The organism is Actinoallomurus sp. NPDC052274 (assembly GCF_040679475.1).
Classification (GTDB): Bacteria; Actinomycetota; Actinomycetes; order Streptosporangiales; family Streptosporangiaceae; genus Actinoallomurus; species Actinoallomurus liliacearum.
In genome coordinates this window covers 1-21,102 of sequence record NZ_JBFAUT010000098.1, presented here as the reverse complement: position 1 = coordinate 21,102, position 21,102 = coordinate 1, and the positions used below count along the sequence as shown (strand labels likewise).

20 protein-coding genes are annotated in these 21,102 nt (G+C 72.5%); 10 read left to right on the top strand and 10 right to left on the bottom strand.

All coding sequences use genetic code 11. The features are described 5' to 3' along the window. Positions 1-90: 90 nt before the first annotated feature. Positions 91-972, bottom strand: coding sequence for a polysaccharide pyruvyl transferase family protein (locus AB0K82_RS42580; protein ID WP_364408838.1), 882 nt, complete (start codon positions 970-972; stop codon positions 91-93). 233 nt (positions 973-1,205) lie between these two features. On the opposite strand from AB0K82_RS42580, the gene AB0K82_RS42575 reads away from it, so the two are divergent. Then, positions 1,206-2,327 (top strand): hypothetical protein, encoded by a 1,122-nt coding sequence (locus AB0K82_RS42575; RefSeq protein ID WP_364408835.1) that lies wholly within the window; start codon positions 1,206-1,208, stop codon positions 2,325-2,327. 43 nt (positions 2,328-2,370) lie between these two features. On the opposite strand, the gene AB0K82_RS42570 is transcribed toward AB0K82_RS42575, so the two are convergent. Beyond that, positions 2,371-3,675 (bottom strand): hypothetical protein, encoded by a 1,305-nt coding sequence (locus AB0K82_RS42570; RefSeq protein ID WP_364408832.1) that lies wholly within the window; start codon positions 3,673-3,675, stop codon positions 2,371-2,373. 340 nt (positions 3,676-4,015) lie between these two features. Between AB0K82_RS42570 and AB0K82_RS42565 the strand changes: the two genes are divergently transcribed. Beyond that, positions 4,016-4,315 (top strand): hypothetical protein, encoded by a 300-nt coding sequence (locus AB0K82_RS42565; RefSeq protein WP_364408829.1) that lies wholly within the window; start codon positions 4,016-4,018, stop codon positions 4,313-4,315. A 162-nt stretch (positions 4,316-4,477) separates the two neighbouring features. Here AB0K82_RS42565 and AB0K82_RS42560 read toward each other — a convergent pair whose 3' ends face one another. Beyond that, positions 4,478-4,945 carry a flavin reductase family protein gene (locus tag AB0K82_RS42560; protein ID WP_364408844.1) on the bottom strand — a complete coding sequence of 156 codons (468 nt, stop codon included), beginning with the start codon at positions 4,943-4,945 and terminating at the stop codon, positions 4,478-4,480. Between the two features lie 469 nt (positions 4,946-5,414). On the opposite strand from AB0K82_RS42560, the gene AB0K82_RS42555 reads away from it, so the two are divergent. The 3 genes from AB0K82_RS42555 (at position 5,415) to AB0K82_RS42545 (ending at position 8,143) form a co-directional block, all read left to right on the top strand. After that, the gene (locus tag AB0K82_RS42555) at positions 5,415-6,572 is read left to right on the top strand and encodes an acetyl-CoA acetyltransferase (protein ID WP_364408826.1); all 1,158 of its coding nucleotides are present in this window, start codon (positions 5,415-5,417) and stop codon (positions 6,570-6,572) included. Positions 6,573-6,644: 72 nt separating this feature from the next. Further along, entirely contained in the window at positions 6,645-7,049 is a 405-nt protein-coding gene (locus AB0K82_RS42550; RefSeq protein WP_364408841.1) for an OB-fold domain-containing protein, read from the top strand. 176 nt (positions 7,050-7,225) lie between these two features. Beyond that, positions 7,226-8,143: a hypothetical protein gene (locus AB0K82_RS42545; RefSeq protein WP_345361805.1), complete on the top strand. Its 918-nt coding sequence runs from the start codon at positions 7,226-7,228 to the stop codon at positions 8,141-8,143. 4 nt (positions 8,144-8,147) lie between these two features. Here the strand turns inward: AB0K82_RS42545 and AB0K82_RS42540 are convergent, their stop codons facing one another. Continuing rightward, positions 8,148-9,704 (bottom strand): AMP-binding protein, encoded by a 1,557-nt coding sequence (locus tag AB0K82_RS42540; protein ID WP_364408823.1) that lies wholly within the window; start codon positions 9,702-9,704, stop codon positions 8,148-8,150. Positions 9,705-9,832: 128 nt separating this feature from the next. On the opposite strand from AB0K82_RS42540, the gene AB0K82_RS42535 reads away from it, so the two are divergent. Continuing rightward, on the top strand, positions 9,833-11,023 hold the full coding sequence (locus AB0K82_RS42535) for a transposase (protein WP_364408820.1): 1,191 nt from the start codon (positions 9,833-9,835) through the stop codon (positions 11,021-11,023). A gap of 85 nt (positions 11,024-11,108) precedes the next feature. Here the strand turns inward: AB0K82_RS42535 and AB0K82_RS42530 are convergent, their stop codons facing one another. The 6 genes from AB0K82_RS42530 to AB0K82_RS42505 all read right to left on the bottom strand — a co-directional run bounded on the left by AB0K82_RS42530 (position 11,109) and on the right by AB0K82_RS42505 (position 17,868). Further along, positions 11,109-12,185 carry a hypothetical protein gene (locus tag AB0K82_RS42530; RefSeq protein WP_364408817.1) on the bottom strand — a complete coding sequence of 359 codons (1,077 nt, stop codon included), beginning with the start codon at positions 12,183-12,185 and terminating at the stop codon, positions 11,109-11,111. 23 nt (positions 12,186-12,208) lie between these two features. Continuing rightward, the gene (locus AB0K82_RS42525) at positions 12,209-13,276 is read right to left on the bottom strand and encodes an LLM class flavin-dependent oxidoreductase (protein ID WP_364408814.1); all 1,068 of its coding nucleotides are present in this window, start codon (positions 13,274-13,276) and stop codon (positions 12,209-12,211) included. A 147-nt stretch (positions 13,277-13,423) separates the two neighbouring features. Beyond that, positions 13,424-14,566, bottom strand: a complete 1,143-nt coding sequence (locus AB0K82_RS42520; RefSeq protein ID WP_364408811.1) for a lysylphosphatidylglycerol synthase transmembrane domain-containing protein — start codon at positions 14,564-14,566, stop codon at positions 13,424-13,426. A gap of 609 nt (positions 14,567-15,175) precedes the next feature. Then, positions 15,176-16,504: a threonine/serine exporter family protein gene (locus AB0K82_RS42515; protein ID WP_364408808.1), complete on the bottom strand. Its 1,329-nt coding sequence runs from the start codon at positions 16,502-16,504 to the stop codon at positions 15,176-15,178. A gap of 293 nt (positions 16,505-16,797) precedes the next feature. After that, positions 16,798-17,253: a ferritin-like domain-containing protein gene (locus AB0K82_RS42510; protein WP_364408805.1), complete on the bottom strand. Its 456-nt coding sequence runs from the start codon at positions 17,251-17,253 to the stop codon at positions 16,798-16,800. Between the two features lie 111 nt (positions 17,254-17,364). Then, positions 17,365-17,868: a hypothetical protein gene (locus AB0K82_RS42505; protein ID WP_364408803.1), complete on the bottom strand. Its 504-nt coding sequence runs from the start codon at positions 17,866-17,868 to the stop codon at positions 17,365-17,367. 167 nt (positions 17,869-18,035) lie between these two features. On the opposite strand from AB0K82_RS42505, the gene rimP reads away from it, so the two are divergent. From rimP to AB0K82_RS42485, 4 genes are all read left to right on the top strand, one after another. Next, the gene (gene rimP, locus AB0K82_RS42500) at positions 18,036-18,569 is read left to right on the top strand and encodes a ribosome maturation factor RimP (RefSeq protein ID WP_364408800.1); all 534 of its coding nucleotides are present in this window, start codon (positions 18,036-18,038) and stop codon (positions 18,567-18,569) included. An 11-nt stretch (positions 18,570-18,580) separates the two neighbouring features. Continuing rightward, positions 18,581-19,603, top strand: coding sequence for a transcription termination factor NusA (gene nusA / locus AB0K82_RS42495; RefSeq protein WP_364408798.1), 1,023 nt, complete (start codon positions 18,581-18,583; stop codon positions 19,601-19,603). A gap of 40 nt (positions 19,604-19,643) precedes the next feature. Then, complete coding sequence (locus tag AB0K82_RS42490) at positions 19,644-19,883, top strand: YlxR family protein (RefSeq protein ID WP_364408795.1); 240 nt, start codon at positions 19,644-19,646, stop codon at positions 19,881-19,883. 85 nt (positions 19,884-19,968) lie between these two features. Continuing rightward, a partial coding sequence (locus tag AB0K82_RS42485; protein WP_364408793.1) for a translation initiation factor IF-2 N-terminal domain-containing protein occupies positions 19,969-21,102 on the top strand: 1,134 nt, incomplete at its 3' end.

Here is a 21,102-nt window from a genome sequence, read left to right as displayed (position 1 = left end):
CCACCGCGATCTGGCACAACCACCACACCGGCGCACCAGTCACCAGATCACTGACCGCCTTCGATCACTGACCACATCGGAACTACTCGTCTAGGTCGGCCGCAGGGTTCGGGCGGCGGACAGTTCCTCGACGAGACGGTCGAGGGCGGCCGAGGGCGTGGCCGCGCGGTCGCGGGCGGCCCGTCGGCCCTCCTCGGACAGGCACCACGCCCAGGCCGCGTCGAACTCGGTGGTGCCCGCGCTCGCGGGCAGCGCCGGCCACTCCCAGACGCCGGCCTGCGCGGACACCTTGCCGCCGCCGTCGATCGGGTCGACGGCCAGCACCGGCACCCCGGCGCGCAGGGCGAGGACCAGACCGTGCAGTCGAGTGGTCACCACCACGTCGAGCCGCCGCATGACCGCGACGAACTGGTCGGAGGTCGAGCACAACCGCCAGTCGCGCGAATCGAGCCGGGTGTCCAGGGGGAGGGCGGCGCAGTCGCGTCCGCCGAGCCAGCCCGTCAGCCGCACGGCGACGTCGTCGTGCCGGCGGCGCGCGCCGTACTCTCCCTGTCCCCGCGCCAGGACGATGCCGGCGACCGGCGGGTCGCCCTCCGGCAGGCCCGCCAGGTCGCGGCACGGCTCGCCCAGTCCGTCCCGGGCCAGCACGCGGTGGAAGCCGGTGACGGCCGGGTCGGCCGGGTCGATCACCGAGACGCCGACCGCGATCCGGTGGCAGCCGGCGTACCGTTCGTGCAGGCCGCGGACCTGGTCGCCGTGGATCGGCCCGCACACGAAGACGAGGTGCGTGTAGCGCGCCGGGTCGGCCTCCCGCAGCGACATGGCGTCCGGCCGGAACACCGGACTCCACGCCTCGTCGTACGGGATGCCGGCCCGTGTCAGCGCCGAGGCGACGGAATCCAGGGCGAGGGCGTCCCCGGCCGTCACCTCGCCGTGGACGAAGCTGAACCACCCGGTCACCAGTACCCGCATGAGTCACCCCTGCCCCACCGGCCCGGATTCAGTCCGCAACCGGCCACGGGTGCGACGCGGCCGTTCCACCATGGTCAGGCGGTGGAGACGCCGAATGCTCGGCGATCACGGGCGCAGACGGGGATGAAACGGTACGAATCTCTGACGTGACGCCCCTTTCACCGAGCGATTTGTACGCGAACACGCGGCCGACCACAGATGTCGTTTTCAAAGCGATGGTTATAGTCGCGGTTGTGTCGCTTATCTCGCATTTGTACTTCGGTGAGCTCGGGGAATGGTGCGCCGAACGCATGACCGGGACCGGCGAGGTCGTCCAGCGCCTGACGGCGGAGACCAAAGGCCTGCCCGTCGTGCGCCCGGCCGGGAGGGCCGGACGGCGGCACTGGGCGCAGGTGGACCGGGCGTTCGGGATGCGGATGGCCACGCTCGTACAGTCGGCTCCGCCGTATTCGGTGCTGTACGGACTGGTGCGCAGCGGCCTCGCGAGTCCGGATTGGGCGCATCGGCAGGCCGGGCTCTACCCGACGCATATTCGCCTCGGAAAGGACGAGCGCCGCAGGGCGCTGGATCTGCGGCCGACGTTCACCGGGTGGCTGGACCTGGCGCACGAACACGGCGTGGACCGGTACGTGGCCGAGGACGGATCCGCGCGATACGCCAGGTTCCCCTATTCCACCGCTGAATCCGTACTCGACGATTTGTTCGACCGGATGCGCGCGTATTTCGCGACATACGCGCCCTTCGGGCAGGTCGGCGCGGAGAAGGGCCTTGCCCGCCTCTGCTGGCTGCTGGCGATGTTCGCGTACGTCTTCCGGAACGACCCGGTCGACCAGCCCTTCTTCGGCGCCTTCCGGGAGGGGGTGCCGACCGTCGAGCAATTGCACGCGGCGGTCGAGGAAGACGCCGTCACCGAGCTCGTGCAGCTCGTCGAACGCCTGCACGGCTCCGGTGCCCTGCAGGAGATGCGCCGGCTGGCCGGGCACCCGCCACCGGGGCGGCCCTGGGGGATCGCCTGGCCGGTCTCCGGCTCGCAGTGGGATGACAACGACATCCTGGTCGGCGGCCCGCGCGGCGCCACGCTCATCGACGTCACCTCGGTACTGAAGGTCAACGACGCTCGCCGCGCACGGCGCTGGATCTGGCGGCTCGTCGGCTGTGCCTGGCTCGACACCGCCGACGCCTACCGGATCCGCACCGTCGCCCTCTACCTCGCCCGGTACGGCGTGGTGGTGGCCTGGCCGCTGGCCGACCTCGTCGAAGAACTGCTCGGCGGCGAGGACCCCGAACGCGCCAGGCGCGAGTTCCTCGACCTGGTCGCCCGCCTGCGGGGCACGACGCCGGCCGTGTCGTCGTAGGCGGGCGGTCGTCCGCCTACGACGACACGGCCGCCGCGGGTCCTCACCTGTCGCGGTCGAGCATCGTCTCGTCGGGACTCGCGTCGGCGTCGGCACTCGCATCGGTGTCGGCGTCGTCCGACGGCTCGGCGTCCCGCGGGCGTACGGGAACGTCACGCGGGCGCATGGGGATGTCGCGCGAGCGGATGGGGATGTCGTTCCTCGTCGCCCCGCCCGCGTCCCCGGCCGGCTCCTCGCCGGAGGGCGGCGCGCCGTCGGACCCTTCCTCGGCGGTCCCTGTGTCGTCGGACCCTTCCTCGGCGGTCCCCGTCCCGTCGGAGTCTTCTCCGGCGGTCCTTGTCCCGTCGGAGTCTTCTCCGGTGGTCCCCGCGCTGTCGGACTCGTCCTCGGCCGGCTCCTCGTCGGCGGTCCGCCTGCCGCCGGACTCGTCGTCAGTCGCTCGGACGTCCCGGCGGGTGACGTCCCTCGGGGCCGGTGTGCCGTCCCGGCGGGTGACCTCGCTCGGGAACCGTACGCCGTCCCGGTGCGTGACGTCGCTCGCCGAGGCGCCGGCCTTCCGGCGCGTGCCGGCCGGCTCGTCTGCGCGCTCGTCCTCGCCGCCCGGCCTGCGCACCCTGAGGTCCTGCCGGGTCATGTCGCCGCTCGGCGGCCCGGCGGCCGGCCGTCGCTCGGGTGCCTTCTCGGCTCGCGTCATGGAGGACTCCGACGGCGCGGCCAGGGTCTCTGCCGGGTCCTCAGGCGGAGCCGGGGCGGCGGAGGGTGCCGACGGTGGCACCGGGGTCTGCGCGGGGTCCGACGGCGCGACCAGTGTCCTCGTGCGGCCCTGGAGGGGCGCGGAGGGGGCGGACGGCGGCGCCGGGGCACCGGAGTCCTGGGGCGCGGGCAGGGCCGTGGAGGGATCCGCCGAGGCGGCGGACGGCGGTGCCGGGGTCAACGGCGCGAGCACGAGCTGCGCGGGCGAGGCGGCCGCCGCGTCAGGGTCGTCGGAGGCGGCGGCGCGCGTGGCCGCGCTCCACCGGTAGGTCACCGTCAGCAGGGCGCCGAAGGCCAGGAGGAACACGCCGTGCTCGACGAGCCGGGAGACGTCCCCGGCGACGCCGGCCACCACGATCAGCGCCAGGAACTCCAGCGACCATCCGGCGATCGCGACCAGCAGCCACACGTCGCGGCGGCGGCTCACGGCGAGGACGGCGGCGACGGTGAGGACCAGCTCACCGGCGGCGGACAGGCCCAGCAGCGCCGTCGCCGCCCCACCGCCCACTCCGAGCAGCTTGGCGGCGTCGTGGTGGCGACCGGACCAGTCGAGCAGCGAGCCGACCCGGGTGGCGCCGAAGACGATCAGAAACACGGCCACCGGATAGTGCAGGCGATGCCACCCCGCTCCCTGAGCCGATGACCGTGATCCCGCGTCGAGTTCCATGTACGCCCCTCTCCGTATACGCCGTCTATGACGTGCGTGCGGCCCGTGGAGTTGGCGGCACGGCGGAACATCTCGGCGAAACTTCTCTCCGGCGAGCATGCCGGTCGGGAGGGGAAACCTGCCACCGGAACGGACTTTCCTCACCCCTGGCGGGCTTGCATATCGCAAGTTCATGCGTGTTCGGTGCTGCGGATTGCGCGCCGCGGCACGTCGCGGGAATGCTGATCCCCGATCGGAACGGATCCGTTCCAGGAGGGGTGATCGCAGCGTGTCGAATGAGACGGCCGCCTTAGCGCGGACACGCATCCAATATCTCGAAAGCCTCGGCGACGAGCTCCGGGGGCGGGGCTTCGCCGTACGGCTGACGGTCCCACGGGTCGGACCACCGAGCCTGCATGTGGTGAACCCACAGGTGTCGGTTCTCGCCGAGCACATCCTCGCCGAGAACTCCGACGACGGCTGGTGGTACTGGTGGTCGTGGGCCGAGCGGATCGCTCGCGTCGATGATCTCGACGCCGCCGTCGAACGCGTCTTGCGGGTGCTCGCGACAACGAGCGAGCACGACTGAGGAGAGACGGTGCTGGAGGCGACGACGGCCTCCAGTACCGCCCGTCAGGCTCGGGGCAGGCCGAGGGTGCTCTCGGCGATCATGTTCCGCTGGATCGCGCCGGACCCGGCGTAGGCGATGTCGGCGCGCATTCGCGCCGCTCGGCCCGGACGCCGGTGGCCGTCAGCCGTCGAAGCGGCCGTAGGTGCCCTTGTAGAAGACGAGCGGATCGCCGTCGTGGTGTTTGTCGAGCTGGTGCACCTGGGCGACGACGATGACGTGGTCGCCCGCGACGTACTCCGCCTCGACGGAGCACTCCAGCCACGCGAGCGCGCCGTCGATGACCGGGCTGCCGCCGGGGGACTCGGTCCAGTCGAGACCGGCGAACTTGTCCACGCCCTTCGTGGCGAGTTGCAGGCAGACCTCGCGCTGCGGCGCGGACAGGATGTTGACGCAGTGCCGGTCGGCGCCGCGGAGCCGGGGCCAGGTGGAGCTGGTGTGGGCGACGCAGAAGGAGACGAGCGCCGGGTCCAGCGACACGGAGGTGAAGGAGTTGGCGGCCAGACCGGTGGGCCGGCCGGTCTCCGGGTCGATCGCGGTGATGGCGACCACCCCGGTGGCGAACCGGCCGAGGATGTTGCGGAACCGCATCCTGTCGATGTCGGTGACCTGCTCGGTGGCGCCCGGACGGGGTGTTCCGTTGGGCGAGCCGGGCGCGCGCCGTGACGTGTTCTGGCCGGAGGATCGTGCAGCCGAGCCCAGGGGGATCGACGTGGCGGCGGTCGCGCCGTCGGGCATGACCGGATCCTTTCTCTTAGCCAAGCGCTTGCTTGGACGATAGGCGGCGGGCTGCTGGGGTGTCAAGGTGACCGGCGACCGCCCGTGCTCCACGTCTTTCAGTAAAGCGCCGCCGTACCCCGCGCATTCCGGGCGGGTAGCGAAATCCGCCCAAAGTCCTAGGTCCTGGCCCCGGCCGGTGAGCGAGCCGACCCGTCGGCGGCCCGCGGGTACTCCCGTGGATGACCTGCCGGTTCACCCGGTGATCATTGACATGCGACCGGGTGGGCCGTACCGTCCAAGAGACTTGACCGAGCGCTTGGTAGGTAGTGAAGGGTCGCGCATGGGGTTGCGAGATCGGGCGGCGATCGCCGGGGTCGGCTACACGCCGTTCAGCAAGGACTCCGGCGTCTCGACGCTCACCCTCGCCATCGACGCGATCCTCGCCGCCCTGGACGACGCCGGGCTGGGCATCGACGACGTGGACGCGCTGGCCACCCACCGCGTCGGCGACTCCACACCGCCCTGGGTGGTCGCCCCGGCACTCGGCATCCCGGAGGTGAACTGGTACCTCGACCAGTTCGGGGGAGGCAGCGTCTCGCACGCGGTGATCGGGCAGGCGGCCATGGCGGTGGCCACCGGCGTCGCCCGCACCGTCGTCTGCTATCGGGCGATCAACGCGCGTTCGGAGTTCCGCATGGGCGGCACCGGACGTGGTGTGGCACCGGTCTTCGACGCGCAGTACCAGGCGCCGTACGGCTATTTCGCGCCGCCGCAGCAGTTCGCCATGTTCACCCGCGCGCACATGATCAAGTACGGCACGACGCACGAGCAGCTCGGCTCCATCGCGGTCGGTCAGCGCGCCAACGCCGTCAAGAACCCGCGCGCACTGAAGCGTGACCCGATCACGATCGAGGACTACCTGGCCTCCCGGTGGATCGCCGAACCCCTGCGGCTGCTGGACTGCTGCCTGGAGACGGACGGGGCCTGCGCGGTCGTCGTGACCTCCGCCGAACGCGCCCGGGACCTCGCCGCGCCGCCGGTCCTGATCTCCGGCGCCGTCTGGGGCGGCGGCGACAGCTTCTTCTCCGGCCAGGGCGGCGACTTCACCGTCTCGGAGGCCGCGCGGATCGCTCCCCGGCTCTACGCCACGGCGGGCGTCGGCCCCGAGGACATCGACGTCGCCGAACTGTACGACTGCTTCACGTACTCGGTCCTCGTCCAACTGGAGGACTACGGGTTCTGCGCCAAGGGGGAGGGCGGCCCGTACGCCGCCTCGGGCGCGACCCGGCTGGACGGCCCGCTGCCGGTCAACACGCACGGCGGCTTCCTCTCGGAGGGGTACGTGCACGGCATCAACCACATCGCCGAGGCCGTCGCCCAGTTGCGCGGCACCGCCGGTGACCGGCAGGTGAGCGGAGCCCAGGTCGCGCTGTCCACGGCCCAGCCCGGCTACGTGCTGGCCGGCACCTCGGCGCTGATCCTCCGGGCGGACGTATGAGGCGAGCGGGAGACGAGCCGTGAGCGCAGTGCCTCTGGTCACCTCCCCGACGAAGGAGGGCGCTTGAGTCTTGTGGAGCGGCCGAGGCCGCAGGTCGATCGCGACTCCGCGCCGTGGTGGGAGGCGGTTCGCCGGCATGAGCTGCTGGTCCAGGAGTGCGGCGACTGCGGAACGCTTCGCTTCCCGCCCCGGGCGATCTGTGGTCGCTGCCGGTCCCGGCGGAGCGCCTGGGCGCCGGTCCGGGGGACCGGGCGCGTCGCGAGCTGGATCGTGAACCATCAGGTCTTCATGCGCGCCTTCGCCGACGAGGTGCCCTACGCCGTCCTGCACGTGCGGCTCGACGAGGCCGACGACCTTTTCATGTACGGCGATCTGACGGGCGCGGACCCGGCCGACGTGACGCCGGGCATGCCGGTTCAGGCCGTCTTCGCGGACGTCGGCGACGATCTCACGCTCGTGCGCTGGCGCCCCCGCTGAGACGTCCGCCACGCCCGTGTCGTGCTTTTCGCCGGGTCGGTGTGTCGTATTGAGGCCGATCCGGTATTTTCGGGAGCGGCCTGTGTCACCGCACGCCTCCATCCAGCTCGCAGGCGTCATCCGGCCGCGCGACGCGCCTCATATCGCCCTGCTTCCCCTGTAGCCCAGGAGGCTGCTTGTTCTTCGGCATCATCCTCGCGTTGATCGCGACGGTCCTGTACAACGCCGGCTTCGTTCTCGAGAAGCGGGCGTTGCGCGACCTGCCCCCGATCAGCGCGCACCGGGTGGGCCACCTCGTCCGTGTCCTGTGCGGCAGCCGGGCGTGGGTGACCGGCTTCCTCGTCATGGGGATGGGGCTGCTCTGCCAGCTCGGGGTGATGTCGCTGGTCCCGTTGAGCGTCGGGCAGCCGATCCAGCTCGCCGGCCTGGCGCTCCTGGTGGTGTTCTCCGCGGTGTTCCTGGGGGAGCGCACCACGCCGCGCGAGTGGACCGGACTGGGCGTGCTCGCGCTGTCGCTGCTGCTGGTCTGCCTGTCGATGGAGCCCACCCGGCTCGGCCTGCGCGCCGACACCGGGGTGCTCCTCGCCGTGTCGGCCGGCACGGTCGTCCTCGCCATGGGCGCGTTCCTCGCTGCGATGCGCTCGGGGCGGCGCACCGGCCGCCCGGTGCCCGGCGTGCTGTACGGCGCCGCCTCCGGCCTGCTGTACGGCGCCGGCGCGCTGCAGACCAAGGGCGTCGCCGGCTTCCTCGCCGACCACGCGGGCGGAGTCGTCGGCCGCACGATCGCCTCGCCCTATCCCTACCTGTACATCCTGCTGTCGGGCGCGGGCCTGCTGCTGTTCCAGACCGGTCTGCAGCGCGGCCGCGCCTCGATCGTGGTGCCGGTCTCCAGCGTCGTCGGCAGCGTGTACACCGTGATGGCCGGCACGGCGGTCTTCGGCGAGCCCCTGCCGGAGGACCCCGTCCGGCTCGTGCTGCGGTCGGCCGGGTTCGCCGCGTCGATCATTGTGGTCGTGCTGCTGCCCCGCCACGACGAGGAGCCCGTCGAGGTGCTCGGCGCCCCGGCCCTAGTGACCTCCGACCAGGCGGGCTGACCACCTAGCGGACGCGGACGCGGACGCGCAGCGCCTGCTTGTCGACCTTGCCGTTGACATTGGCGGGCAGGGCGTCGACGAGCGTGACGTGCCGGGGGACCTTGTAGTTCGACATGTGCTCACGCGCCCAGGCGATGATCTCGGCCGGCTCGACCGGGGCCGAGGGGACCACGAACGCCCATCCGACCTCGCCCAGCGTCTCGTGCGGCGCCGCGACGACCGCCGCCTGGGCGACGGCCGGATGGTGCAGCAGCAGCGCCTCGATCTCCGCCGGGTAGGCGTTGAAGCCCCCGACGATGAACATGTCCTTCTTCCGGTCGACGATCGCCAGGTTGCCCCGCGCGTCGAGCGCGCCGACGTCCCCGGTGTGCAGCCACCCGTCGGCGTCCACGGCCTCCGCCGTGCGCTCCGGGTCATCCCAGTAGCCGCGCATCACGCCGTACCCGCCGACGAGGACCTCCCCGCGCTCGCCGGCCGGCAGGTCCTTCCCGTCGTCGTCCACGACCCGGACCGTCACGCCCGGCACGGGCCTGCCGGTGGTGGCGGCGATCACCTCGACCGGGTCCCCGGCCCGCGTCATCGAGACGACGGTGCCCTCCATCAGTCCGTACGCGTTGATCATCCGGTCCAGCCCGACCCGCTCGACCAGCCGGCGGATCAGCTCCGGCGGCACCGCCGCGGCCCCGCAGATCGCCACCCGCAGTGCGGACACGTCGCGTCCGTCGACCTCCTCCAGGATCCGGTGGAACAGCGTCGGCGGCCCCGCCAGGACGCTGATCCGGTCCCGTTCGATCAGCTCCAGCAGCGCGTCGGGCGCGAACACCGAGATCGGCATCATCGTCGCGCGTTTCAGCACGCAGGCCAGCAGCCCGGCGTTGATCCCGAATCCGTGCGAGAAGGGCGCGATGATCGGATAGCGGTCGTCCGCGCGGAGCGTCACGATCGAGGCCCAGTCCCAGTAGCCGCGGAGCAGTTGCGCGTGGGGCAGCATGACGCCCTTCGGCGTGCCGGTCGTGCCGGAGGTGGCCATGATCTCGGCGAGGTCGTCCGGACCGACCGCCAGGGCGCGTTCCTCGGCGTCCCCGACCTCCTCGCCGCCCGCCAGCAGGGCCTCGTACGAAAGGGCCGGCGCGGGCGCGCCGGTCCCCGCGAGGGTGACGACGTGCCGCAGCTCCGGCAGATCGCCGTACGGCCGTCCGCCGACCGGCCCGCCGCACACCTCCTGCAGCGCGCCGAGGTAGGAGAAGCCGAGGAACCCCTCATCCACGAACAGCACCCGCGCGCCGGTCCGGCGGAGCAGGGCGGCGGCCTCGATCCCGCGGAACCGGGTCGACAGCGGGGTGATGATCGCCCCGGCGTCCCAGACGCCGTACGCGATGACCACCCAGGCCGCGGAGTTCGGCGCCCACACGGCGACGCGGTCGCCGGGCCCGACGCCGAGGGCGAGCAGCCCGCGGGCCACCCGTGCGGCCTCCTCCCGGAGCGCACGCAGCGTCAGCGCCGTGTCGCCGTCCACGACGACGACGTCGTCGGGATGGCGTGCCGCCTGGTCACGCAGCATCCGCGGGATCGTTCCCCAATCCGGCACCGGTTTCATCGGCTTCTCGGCGTAGAGACCCCGGCCTGCAGGCCAGGGAGGAAACGCCGTTCCCTCCTCGGATTGTCGGTAGCGGTGGTTAGGGTGCGGGCATGCGGTTCCGGCTTGGGCCCACGCCCGCTCAAGAGCAGGTGCTGCTGGAGCACTGTTCGCATGCCAGATATGTGTGGAATCTGGCGGTCGAGCAGCATCAGCACTGGCGGCCGGGACGGGCGAGCGCGCCGGGCTATGCCGAGCCGTCCCGCCAGTTGACCGAAGCGCGTAACGAGTTCGCGTGGTTGGCGGCGGGGTCGCAAACGGTGCAGCAGCAGGCGCTGCGTGACTTCGCCCAGGCCATGGGCAACTTCTTCGCGGGCATGCATCGGCGGCCGACCTGGCGTAAGACGGGCGTGCATGAGGGGTTCCGGATCGTCGGTAAACGTGGCAAAGACTGGAATGTGCGGCGCGTGTCCCGCAAGACGGGTGAGGTGTGGATTCCGAAGGTGGGCTGGGTGCGGTTCCGCTGGTCCCGCGAGGTCACCGACGACGCCAAGTCGTTCCGGGTGAGGCGAGACCGGGCGGGTCGCTGGCATGTGGCGTTCGCCGTGATCCCGCCATCGGTTAACGGGCCGGGTACCGGACAGGTCGTGGGTGTGGATCGTGGCGTGGCCGTCTCGGCCGCCCTGTCCACCGGCGAGCAGCTGTCGGTGCCCGGCCTGCGCGATACCGAGGTCGAACGCTTGCGGCGGCTGCAGCGCCGGTTGGCGCGCGCGAAGCTGGGGTCGAACCGGCGGACGCGGGTGAAGATGGCGATCGGCCGATTGAAGGCGCGGGAGACCGACCGGCGTAAGGACTGGGTAGAAAAGACCTCCACATATCTGGCCCGCCGCTACGACGTCATTCGCGTTGAGGACCTGAAGATCAAGAACATGGTGCGGTCCGCGCGCGGCACCCTCGCCGCGCCGGGCACGAACGTACGAGCCAAGGCCGGACTCAACCGCTCCATCCACGCGGCCGGCTGGGGCCTGCTGGTCACCCGCCTGGAGCAGAAGGCACCGGGCCGGGTAGAGAAGATCAATCCCGCGTACACGTCCCAGATCTGTCATGCCTGTGGGCACCGCGCTGCGGAGAACCGTGAGAGCCAAGCGGTCTTTCGTTGTCGCGCCTGCGGGCATGTCGATCACGCGGATGTGAACGCGGCCAAGAACATCGCCGTCGGACGGACGGTGACAGCGCGAGGAGCCCTCCAGCCACCAGGCGGGGCTATGAACCGCGAACCTCAACCTGTTCTCACCTCCAGGTAGAGACCGGGTTGGAATCCCCCGCCTCCAGGCGGGGAAGGACGTCAAGACGCGCCCTCCGCTCCTGTGGGTGGGGAACGGCCTCCCGTCACTCCGTGACGGCCGCCCTGTCCCGGCCCAGGTGGTGTCCGCGCAGGTCGGTCACCGACCCCGGGCGGGCCTGTTCCGCGACGTCCTCCTCGACGACGACCTCGATGGCCACCGGGGTGATCGCGACGAGGGCCTGCTGGATGCGCGACCGCCACATCGGGTTCTTCACGAGCGTCGCGCGGTTGAACGTGACGTGCAGTGCGGCGGAGTCGAGCGTGCCCGCGCGGGAGACGCGCAGGTCCCAGTGCGCGATGCCGTCGATCCGGGCCAGGGCCGCGGCCACGCGCGGGAGCGAGAGCCACCGCCCCCGCACGAGGATGTGCTCGCCCACGGTGTGGTCCGGCCCGGGGATTCCCGCGCCGCCGGTCAGCCGCACGACCTGCCCCGTGCGCAGCGTCGCGCCGGACAGCGTGGAGTGCCAGGCGGGGGTGACCACGATCTCCGCGACCCCGGCCTCGTACGGCGGCTCCAGCAGCACGTCCTTGCCGATCGGCGCCACGGCCAGCAGCCCCTCGCGGGCCGGGGCGTACGCGGCGTCGCGCGCGGGCCGGTGCGCCATCGGCAGGCCGAAGAACGGGTCGACGTAGAGCTCCCCGACCTCCGCCTCGAACTCGGACGCGAGCTGGGCGTACGTGCCCGGCGAGGGGATCTCTCCGGCGAGCAGGATCCGGCGCAGGCCGAGGTCGAGCGGATCGAGAAGGAACTCCAGGTGCAGCCGGGCGAGCAGGTCCATCGCGCCCGTGGGTGTCGCGATCAGCGTGGTCGCCCGCACGGCCTCCAGGGCGCGGTGCAGGCGGAGCCGGCCTCGCGGGCCGGGGGCGGCGGCAGCTTGGGCGATCTCGGCGCACGCCTGCGCGAGCAGGGCGCCGGTCACCTCGCCGTCGTTGTTCAGCGCGACCACCACCCGGTCGGCCGGGCCGACGCCGACGGACCGCAGCGTCGTCGTGGCGAGCTCCAGCGCGGCGGCGCGGTCCTCGGCGCTCAGCGGCACGACCACGTCGGCCTCGGGGGAGACGAGCAGCAGTCCCTCCGCGTCGCGGGGGGCCGGGAGGGCGTCGCGGGCGACCCAGCTCATGGGTCCTCCTTCGTCGGGCGCGGTCACCCCATCACCTCGTCCATGAACAGCCGCATCGAGGCGGTGACGTGGTCGTTCGCCAGGCCGCCGACCTGGGCCTGGAGGATCAGGTCGGTGGCCCCGGCGGCCTGGATGCGTTCGACGGCCTTGCGGGAGCCCTCGACGTCGTCCACGACGACCATGTGGTGCTCGCGGAGCGTCTCCATGGCCTCCTCGGGCGGCAGGCCGGCGGCGAGCTGGCCCAGCACCCGGTGGGTGGCGTGCCGGGCGTCGTAGTAGTCCGGGGGAGTGACGAGGTTCACCTGGCGGCGGATGTACCAGAGGATCGCGTCGGCGGCCCTGGAGACGGCCTCGTCCCTCGACGGCGCCACGTGCCAGGGGATCATCAGGGCGATCCGCCGGGTCTCCGGGTCGAAACCGTTTTTCGCCAGGCACTCCTTGTACTCGGCGATGTCCTCGGCCACGTCGTCGAGGCCCTTGAGCATCGTCATGCCGAGCAGGTTGTAGCCCTTGCGGGCCGCCGCGAGGTAGCCGTCCAGCGAGGTCGAGGCGACCCAGACCGGCGGGTGGGGCTCCTGGACCGGGCGCGGGTACACCGCGACGTTCGGCACCTCGAAGAACTCACCGGACCTCGTCACCGGCTCGCCGTCGGCGGTCCAGATCGCCAGCACCGCCTCGAGGGTGTCCTCCCAGATCCGCCGGGACTGCTCGAAGGGCCGCTGGAACGCCTGGTACTCCAGAGGTGAGGCCCCCCGCCCGGTGCCGAACTCCACCCGTCCGCCGCTGAGGACGTCGAGGGTGGCGACCCGCTCGGCGGTGCGCACGGGGTGCTGGAACGGCAGCAGGACGACGCCCAGGCCGAGGTGGATCCGCTCGGTCCGCTGCGAGCAGGCCGCCAGGACCAGGTCGGGCGCGGAGGAGTGGGAGAAGCCGCGGGTGAAGTGGTGCTCCACGAACCACGCCGTGTCGTAGCCGAGGCGGTCGGCCAGGACGACCTGATCGATGACGTTCTCGAAGGCCCGCCGCTCGACCTCGCGGGTGCGCCCGCGCACCTCGAGCTCGTAACCCACGCTGACCCGTAGGGACATCACGCCTCCGGCAGTGTGCTGCGTATGACCAAGCGCTCGCTTGGGAAGCGTAGCAGTGGGATCGCACGGCAACAAGGCGTAGGCGCCCAGGCGGGTCAGGCGGACTTGGCGGAGTCCGGCGCCGGGACGGCAGCGGTGGCGCCGAGTGGGTCAGGCGGACTCGGCCGAGTCCGGCGCCGGGACGGCGGCGGCCGCGCCGACCGGCAGCAGTGCCGTGGGCGGCGACACCGCCCCGCCGCCGGGCGCCGTCCGCGCGCCGAGCCGCGGCAGGTCCTCGTCGCCGAGCCGGACCGTCAGCCAGGCGAGCCAGCCGGCGCCGATGACGCCCCAGAAGGACGCGAGCCGGTAGAGCGCCACCGCGGCCCCCGCCGGGACGGCCTGCGCGCCGAACGCGACCAGGGAGGCGGCCAGGCTCGCCTCGATGGCGCCGAGTCCACCGGGCAGCAGGGGGAGGACGCTGCCGGCGGCCTGGGCGGCGTAATAGGCGAGCGCGACGGCGTACAGCGGCGTCTGCACGCCCACCGCGCGCTCGGCGGCCGCGAGGGAGAGGATGTCGAAGGACCAGTTCAGCACGGCCATCAGGCCGAGGACGCCCCAGTCGAGCGGCCTCAGGCGCAGGGCGCCCCGGCCCTGCCACATGTCGGTGAGCGGCGCGGCGAGGCGGTGCCGCAGCAGCGGGCCGAACACGCGCAGCGCCAGGCGGTTCATGGCGTCCCGCCGCCACTTCCACAGCAGGGCGACCGCGCACAGCGCGCCGGCCAGGGCCACCAGACCGGTGATCGCCATGGTCCGGGAGTGCGGCTCGGCCACCAGGGCGGTCAGGCCGACGACGGCGTAACCGAGGTTCATCACGACGCCGCCCAGGACGATCACGGCCGTCGCCAGCCGTGGCGTCGCTCCGGCATGGCGGAACCGGCGGAACGTGAACGCCACGCTCACCGCCGGGCCCACCGGGAGCGTGGTCGACAGCGCGTTGCCCGCGTAGGTGATCTGCAGGGCCCGGGGCAGGGACATCCGGACTCCGCCCGCCCGCAGCAGCCGCCGCTGCACGCCCGTGAACATCCCCATCGAGGCCAGTTGGGTGAGCACCACCACGATCAGCCAGCCGGGGGCCGCGCCGGTCGCGACGTCCCACAGCGCGCCCGCGTCGGGCAACTGATCGCGGAACGCCCACGCCGAGACGCCGATCGCCCCGAACATCGCCGCGCGTCCCGTCCAGCGCAGCCATCGACGGCGCGCCGAAGGACGCGTCGCGGATGGGGTGGCGTCGGACGTCGGGGGGATGTCGGTCACAGGGGGGCACCTCGCGGGGGTCTCGCTCGCTGAACGAGTCGCCGGAGGGTCGGCATTCCCCGGCGCCGGTCCAGGCGGGACCGGTGTGTCCTACGTCACCGGCCGGCCACCCGAAGGGTTCGCGTTCCTCTCATCGCCGGTCCCGATCGCCGGAAGCGGTGCGTGTCGCCGGTCGATCGGGGCGGCATAACCTCGTCGAGGGGCCGCCTCAGCATGGTCCGCGTGCCGTTCGCGTCGAGGCACCCGGGCTGCACGACCTCCGCCACCGGGCGGCGCGGCCCGGTCGACCCGGCGTACGCGACCTTGCCGTCGTGGTGGTCACCTTGCCGACGGCGTTGACGGGATGATGACCGGTCTGCCGGTCTTGGCGGGGCAATGCCGGCGGCAAGGTGGCTGCCCGGATCCGGCCGGACGCCGCTGACCTCGGATCGGCCGGGTTCAAGACTCGGGGAAGGTACGGGCCGCTGGCGATTCATCCCAATGTCGGAGCTGATTTCGGTGGCTTCGCCGAGCATTACGCCTCGGCTCCCGAGCCGCCCAGGCCACCGGCGGGCCGCCCCATGGCACGCGCCATAGCGCGGAGAGGCGGCGGACACCGATGATCGGCGGTCAGTAGCCGCGGGTGCGGCGGGCGGCCGGGCGGGCGCCCCGGCCGGAGACACCCAGGCCCACCCGCTGGAACGAGCGCACGAACTCCCCGCCCAGGTTGACGCCGGCGCCCAGGGCCAGTGCCACCGAGATCCCGCCGATCAGGCTCAGCAATCCGGTCTGGGGGAGTCCGAGGTTCAGTTCGATCATCCCCCGGTACATCGCCGTGCCCGGCAGCAGCGGCGCGATCGCGGGCACGATGTACGGGAGCGCGGGCTCCTGGCGGCGGCGGGCCAGGAGGTTCCCGAGGAGGCCCACGACCACCGCGCCGATCGCCGAGGCGAGCACCGGCGTCACGCCGGCGCCCCGCGCGAGGACGTACACCACCCAGATCAGCGCGCCGCCCAGCGCGGCCGCCGCGAGCGCCCGGCGCGGGACGGCGAGGGACACCGCGAACGTCAGCGACACGGCCGCCGCGGCGATGACCGTCACGGGCAGGAGGGACGTGGGCGCGGCCGGCAGGGCGCCCACGTCGACCGGGACCCCCAGGCGCACGGCGACGTACACGACCACCCCGAGACCCGACACGATGGCCGCCACGATGAAGAACACCTCGAGCAACCGGGCGGCCGCGCTGATCAGGTCGCCCGTGATGCCGTCCTGGATGCTGGCGACGAGCGGCCGGCCCGGCAGCAGCGCCAGGACCGCGCCGGTCACGATCGCCGAGGCGTGACTCGGGGCGCCGATCGCGATCACCAGCGAGGCGCTCGCCGCGCCGATGGCGGCGGCCACGGTGAGCTGGAAGAACTCCGCGATGCCGCGACGCGCCAGCGCGGCGGCGGCGCGGTCGCCCAGGATCGTCGCCACGAACGCCGTACCCGCCACGAGGGGCCCGCCGCCGACCATGACACTGGCGGACGCGGCGATCAGGCCGAGGCCGACGATCATCAGCCACGGCGGGTACGGCGGCGGCATCCGCTTGATCTCCGCCAGTCGGCGGTGCGCCTCCTCGACGTCGAGCAGCCCGAGCGACGCCTCCTGAACCAGCGCGTGCAGGGCGACCAGCCGCCAGTACGCGGGGAAGCGGCGCCGGATGGCGCGCCCGCCGGTCACCGGCATCGCGCCGTTGCCGGGATGGACGTTGACCGTGATGACGGTGAAGGTGACCGCGACGTCGGCGCGGGGCAGCTCGTACGCGACCGCGAGGCTCAGCATCGACTCGTTCACGCGCTCGGTGGCCTCGCCGCTGGCCAGCAGCAGCTCACCCACGCGCAGAACGAGATCGAGGGCGCGCGGGGACACGGAGTCGCCGGGCTCCTCTTCAAGCGGTTCGATGGACGCGTCGCCCATCAGCGTCCGCAACGTCTCTCGGAGTCGATTCGCCGCAACGCCCATAAGTCAGCCCGTAACCCCCAATAACGGTTGTCCCGGGGCAGGTTATCCGGAGCCGCGAAACGGGCGGTCGGCCATCCGGCTCACGAGACGGGCGGTCGGCCCTCCGGCTCGGTTGGATGGGCCCTTCACTCGGATGGGCAGGCCGCCGACCTTCCGGCCGGGGAGACGGTCGGCCGGCTCGGGACGCCGGGCCGTCAGTCCTCGGTTCGCGGACGGGCCGTCAGCTCTTGGTTCGGTAAGACGGGCCGTCAGTCCTCCGGCTTGGGAGAGAGGGCGGCGGGCGGCAGCCCCGGGAACGCCTCCGACGGCGGCGCGTCCCGCCAGCGGACCGCGCGCACCGCCGCCTCCTGCATCGCCTGGGCGGCGTAGCGGCGGAGGTTCGGATCATTCGCGCCCGCCAGCACGGCGTAACCCGCGATCACGCCGTCCTCGAGTGTGGCGGCGAGCCGTGCCGCGCTGCTCGCCGAGGTGACCTTGAACGGCAGCCGATAGGCGGCGGCCGCGGCCGCCGGACGGCCCCCTGCGCTCTGGATGTAGCCGCGCAGGCGGTCACGTCGGCTGCGATGGGCGTTCCAGATCAGCGTGACGTTCTGCCGTTGCGCGGGCGAGACGTGACCACCGAGCACGCCGTACCCGAAGACCGCGACGTGCTCCGCGGCGAGCGCCGCCTGCAACGCCGCGACCGTGTCCTGCGCGCCGGTCATGCGGCCTCCTTCGTCGGAGGAGTGACCAGAGGTGCTGTGCTCATGGTTTGCTCGTTGCGCTCACTCACGGGCCCTCCTTTGGAGGAGTGACCAGATGGGCCCACCCGTTCATCAGAGGCCTCCGGTGAGGGCCTGGGCGTGGCCTGCCTCGCAGGCGCCGATGCAGGCGAGCAGCTGGGCGAGCGCCGGGTCGACCCGGCGGGCGTCGTCGGCGCGGGCGTTCGCGGCCTTGCGCTCGGCCGAGCGCAGCGCCGCGAGGGCGCGCGACTCGGTGTCCGGCGCGGTCGCGGTCGCCTGTGGGCTCGGCGTCGCGGTGCCGGTCTTCGTGCCGGGGACGTAGTGGCGTCTCAGGACCGCAAGATGCTGCGTGTGGTGATCGTGCAGCGGTTTCAGCCGGTCGGCCAGGGTCCGGTGCGCGCCGAGCACCGCCGCGTACAGCGCGATGAGCGCCGCCTCGTTGTCGATCGCGGCGGTCAGCACGGACACCGTGGGGCCGGGCGGCGGTGCCTGCGCCTGTCCGACACTGGTGCATCCGGTGATCGTGGCCAGCACCGCGGCGGAGCCACCGAGCATCGCCGCGCGCCGCGTGGGAGCAGGGAACCGCAGCGCGTCCAAGCGTGCCTCCGTTCGTGATCTCTTGCACTCCGCTGCGCAAGCATTCCACAAGGGTGTGCCCGCCTGCTGGCGATGCGGGCACCCGGCCCCCTCGGCTGTGGATAGTCTTGGGTGCGGAGTGGGCGCATCGGGCGGCCACCGTCCCATCAGGCATGAAGGAGGCCCACATGAGCGTGGACGGCCGCCGTGGCAGCGCTCAGGCGGGCCGGCGCGGGTCCGGGCACGAGGCGCGGGCCGCGTTGATGCGACTGCTCGAACCCGTGGTCGCCGGTGCCGGGTACGACCTGGAGGACGTCATCGTGACCCCGGCCGGCAAGCGCCGGCAGGTGCGGGTCATCGTCGACGCCGACGGCGGGGTGAGCCTCGACGACGTCGCGGACGTCAGCCAGGAGATCTCGCAGGCCCTCGACGACAGTGACGCGATGGGCTCCGCCCCGTACGTCCTCGAGGTGACCTCACCGGGCGTCGACCGGCCGCTCACGCAGCCGCGGCACTGGCGGCGCGCGGCCGGCCGTCTCGTCCGCGCGACGCTCTCCGAGGGTGGAGACCTCACCGGCCGGGTCGTGAGCGCCGACGACACGGCCGTCGTACTGGACAGTGACGGCCGTGAGCGCCGGTTGGGCTACGACGAGCTCACCCGCGGACTGGTCCAGGTGGAGTTCAATCGCCGGGGCGACGACGCCGCCGGCGACGAGGACTAGGGGGAGGCCTCGTGGACATCGACATGACCGCCCTGCGGAGTCTCGAGAGTGAGAAGGACATCTCTCTCGACCTCGTGGTCAAGGCGATCGAGGAAGCACTGCTCATCGCGTACCACCGGACCGAGGGCGCGGCGCCGAAGGCGCGCGTCGAGCTCGACCGGAACACCGGTCACGTCACCGTGTGGGCGACGGAGACCGACGAGGAGGGCGTGGGAGTCCGGGAGTACGACGACACGCCGACCAATTTCAGCCGAATCGCGGCGACCACCGCGAAGCAGGTCATCCTGCAGCACCTGCGCAACGCCGAGGACGAGCTGACGTTCGGCGAGTACGCCGGGCGTGAGGGCGACATCGTGGCGGGCGTGATCCAGCAGGGCAAGGACCCGCGCAACGTCCTCGTCGACCTCGGCAAGCTCGAGGGCGTGCTGCCGCCGGAGGAGCAGGTCCCCGGTGAGAACTACGACCACGGCGAGCGGATCCGCTCGTACGTCGTGCAGGTCAAGAAGGGGCACCGCGGGCCGCTGGTGAAGCTGTCCCGTACCCATCCGAACCTCGTGAAGAAGCTCTTCGCGCTCGAGGTCCCGGAGATCGCCGACGGCACCGTGGAGATCGCGGCGATCGCCCGGGAGGCCGGCCACCGTACGAAGATCGCCGTGCGGTCCCGTAAGGCCGGGGTCAACGCCAAGGGCGCCTGCATCGGGCCGATGGGCAGCCGGGTCCGGAACGTCATGCACGAGCTGCACGGCGAGAAGATCGACATCGTCGACTGGTCGGACGAACCTGCCGAGTTCGTCGGGAATGCACTGTCCCCGGCGCGGGTTAACCATGTCGAGGTCGTCGACGCCGAGGGGCGGGTCGCGCGGGTCGTGGTACCCGACTATCAGCTCTCCTTGGCGATCGGGAAAGAAGGGCAGAACGCCCGTCTCGCCGCACGGCTCACCGGCTGGCGGATCGATATCCGTCCCGACACCGAGTCGGGATCTTCTACCGAAGGGGAGCATGCGGCAGGTCCCGCCGACGCCTCGACGCGGTAGACTCATGAATCGTGGCCGAGCGGCCCCACGGCGCACGTGTGTGGGCTGCCGGGTTCGCGCGGCCAAGTCCGACCTGCTGCGCCTGGTCGTGATCGAGGGCTCCATCGTCCCCGATCCGCACGGGCGACTGCCGGGGCGGGGCGCCTCCCTGCACCCTGACCTGGCATGTTTCGAGCTGGCCGAGCGTCGTCGGGCGTTCTCGCGGGCATTCCGCCTGCCGGGACCGCTCGACATCAGTGCGCTTCGGCGGTGGTTCGAGACAGAGCAGGGCGGTTCGTAAGCGACGTCTAGTCGGAAGCAGGTCGAGATTGCTATGAGCGCTCGATGAGCACGCAGCGATGATTACCGCAAGGTAGCGACGGTCCGTGGACGTTTCCCCGGGCCGAGTAGGGAGTGCAGTGGCAAAGGTCCGGGTGTACGAGCTCGCCAAGGAGTTCGGTGTTGAGAGCAAGGCCGTCATGGCCAAGCTCAACGAGATGGGCGAGTTCGTCCGTTCGGCGTCCTCGACGATCGAGGCGCCGGTAGTACGCAGACTCAAAGAAGCATTCGGCGGAGGGCCGGCCAAGCCGTCCGGCGACAGAAGAGTGGCGCCGGTTCCGAAGCCGGGTCCGAGAAGGCCGGTTCCGGGTCCGAAGCCGGCCGCGCCGCGGCAGGAACAGCAGCAGCAGCCCCGGCAGGAGCAGCAGCCCCGGCAGGAGCAGCAGCCCCGGCAGGAGCAGCAGCCCCGGCAGGATCTGAAGCCCGAGTTCAAGTCGGAGGCGGCGCGCCCTGAGGCGCCGTCCGCCCCCCAGGCTCCGAAGCCGGGTCCCCGTCAGCCCGCGCCGCGTCCCGCGGCGCCCCGCCCCGGCCCCGCCCAGCAGGGCGGCGGCGGTGCTCCCGGGCCCAAGCCCGGTCCCCGTCCGGGGCCCGCGGCCGGTCGTCCCGGCTCAGCGCCGAAGCCCGGTCCGCGTCCCGGTGGCACGGGCGGTCCCGGTGGTTCCGGTGGCACGGGCGGTCCCGGCGGGCCGCGTCCGGCCGCGCCCGGCCAGCGTCCCGGCGGCGGTCGCCCGCGTCCGGGCAACAACCCGTTCTCTTCGACCAACACCGGCATGGGTTCGGCCAAGCCGGGTCCGCGTCCGGGTCCCCCCGGCCAGCGTGGCGACCGCCCCGCGGGTCCGCGTGGCGACCGTCCGGGCGGGCCGCGTGGTGACCGTCCCGGCGCGCCTCGTGGCGACCGTCCGGCGGGCGCCCCGCCGCGTCCGGCGCCGCCCGGCGGCCGTCCGGGTGCTCCCGGCGCCGGCGGTCCCCGTCCGAACCCGGGCAGCATGCCGCCTCGGCCGGGAGGCCCGCGGCCCAGCCCGATGAACATGCCGTCCCGTCCGCAGCGTGACACGGGTGGCCCCGGTGGCCCGGGTGGTCGCGGTCGTCCTGGTGGCGGCGGTGGCCGTCCCGGTGGCGGCGGCGGTCGTCCCGGCGGCGGCGCCGGTCGTCCCGGTGGTGGCGGCGGCGGCTTCGGCCGT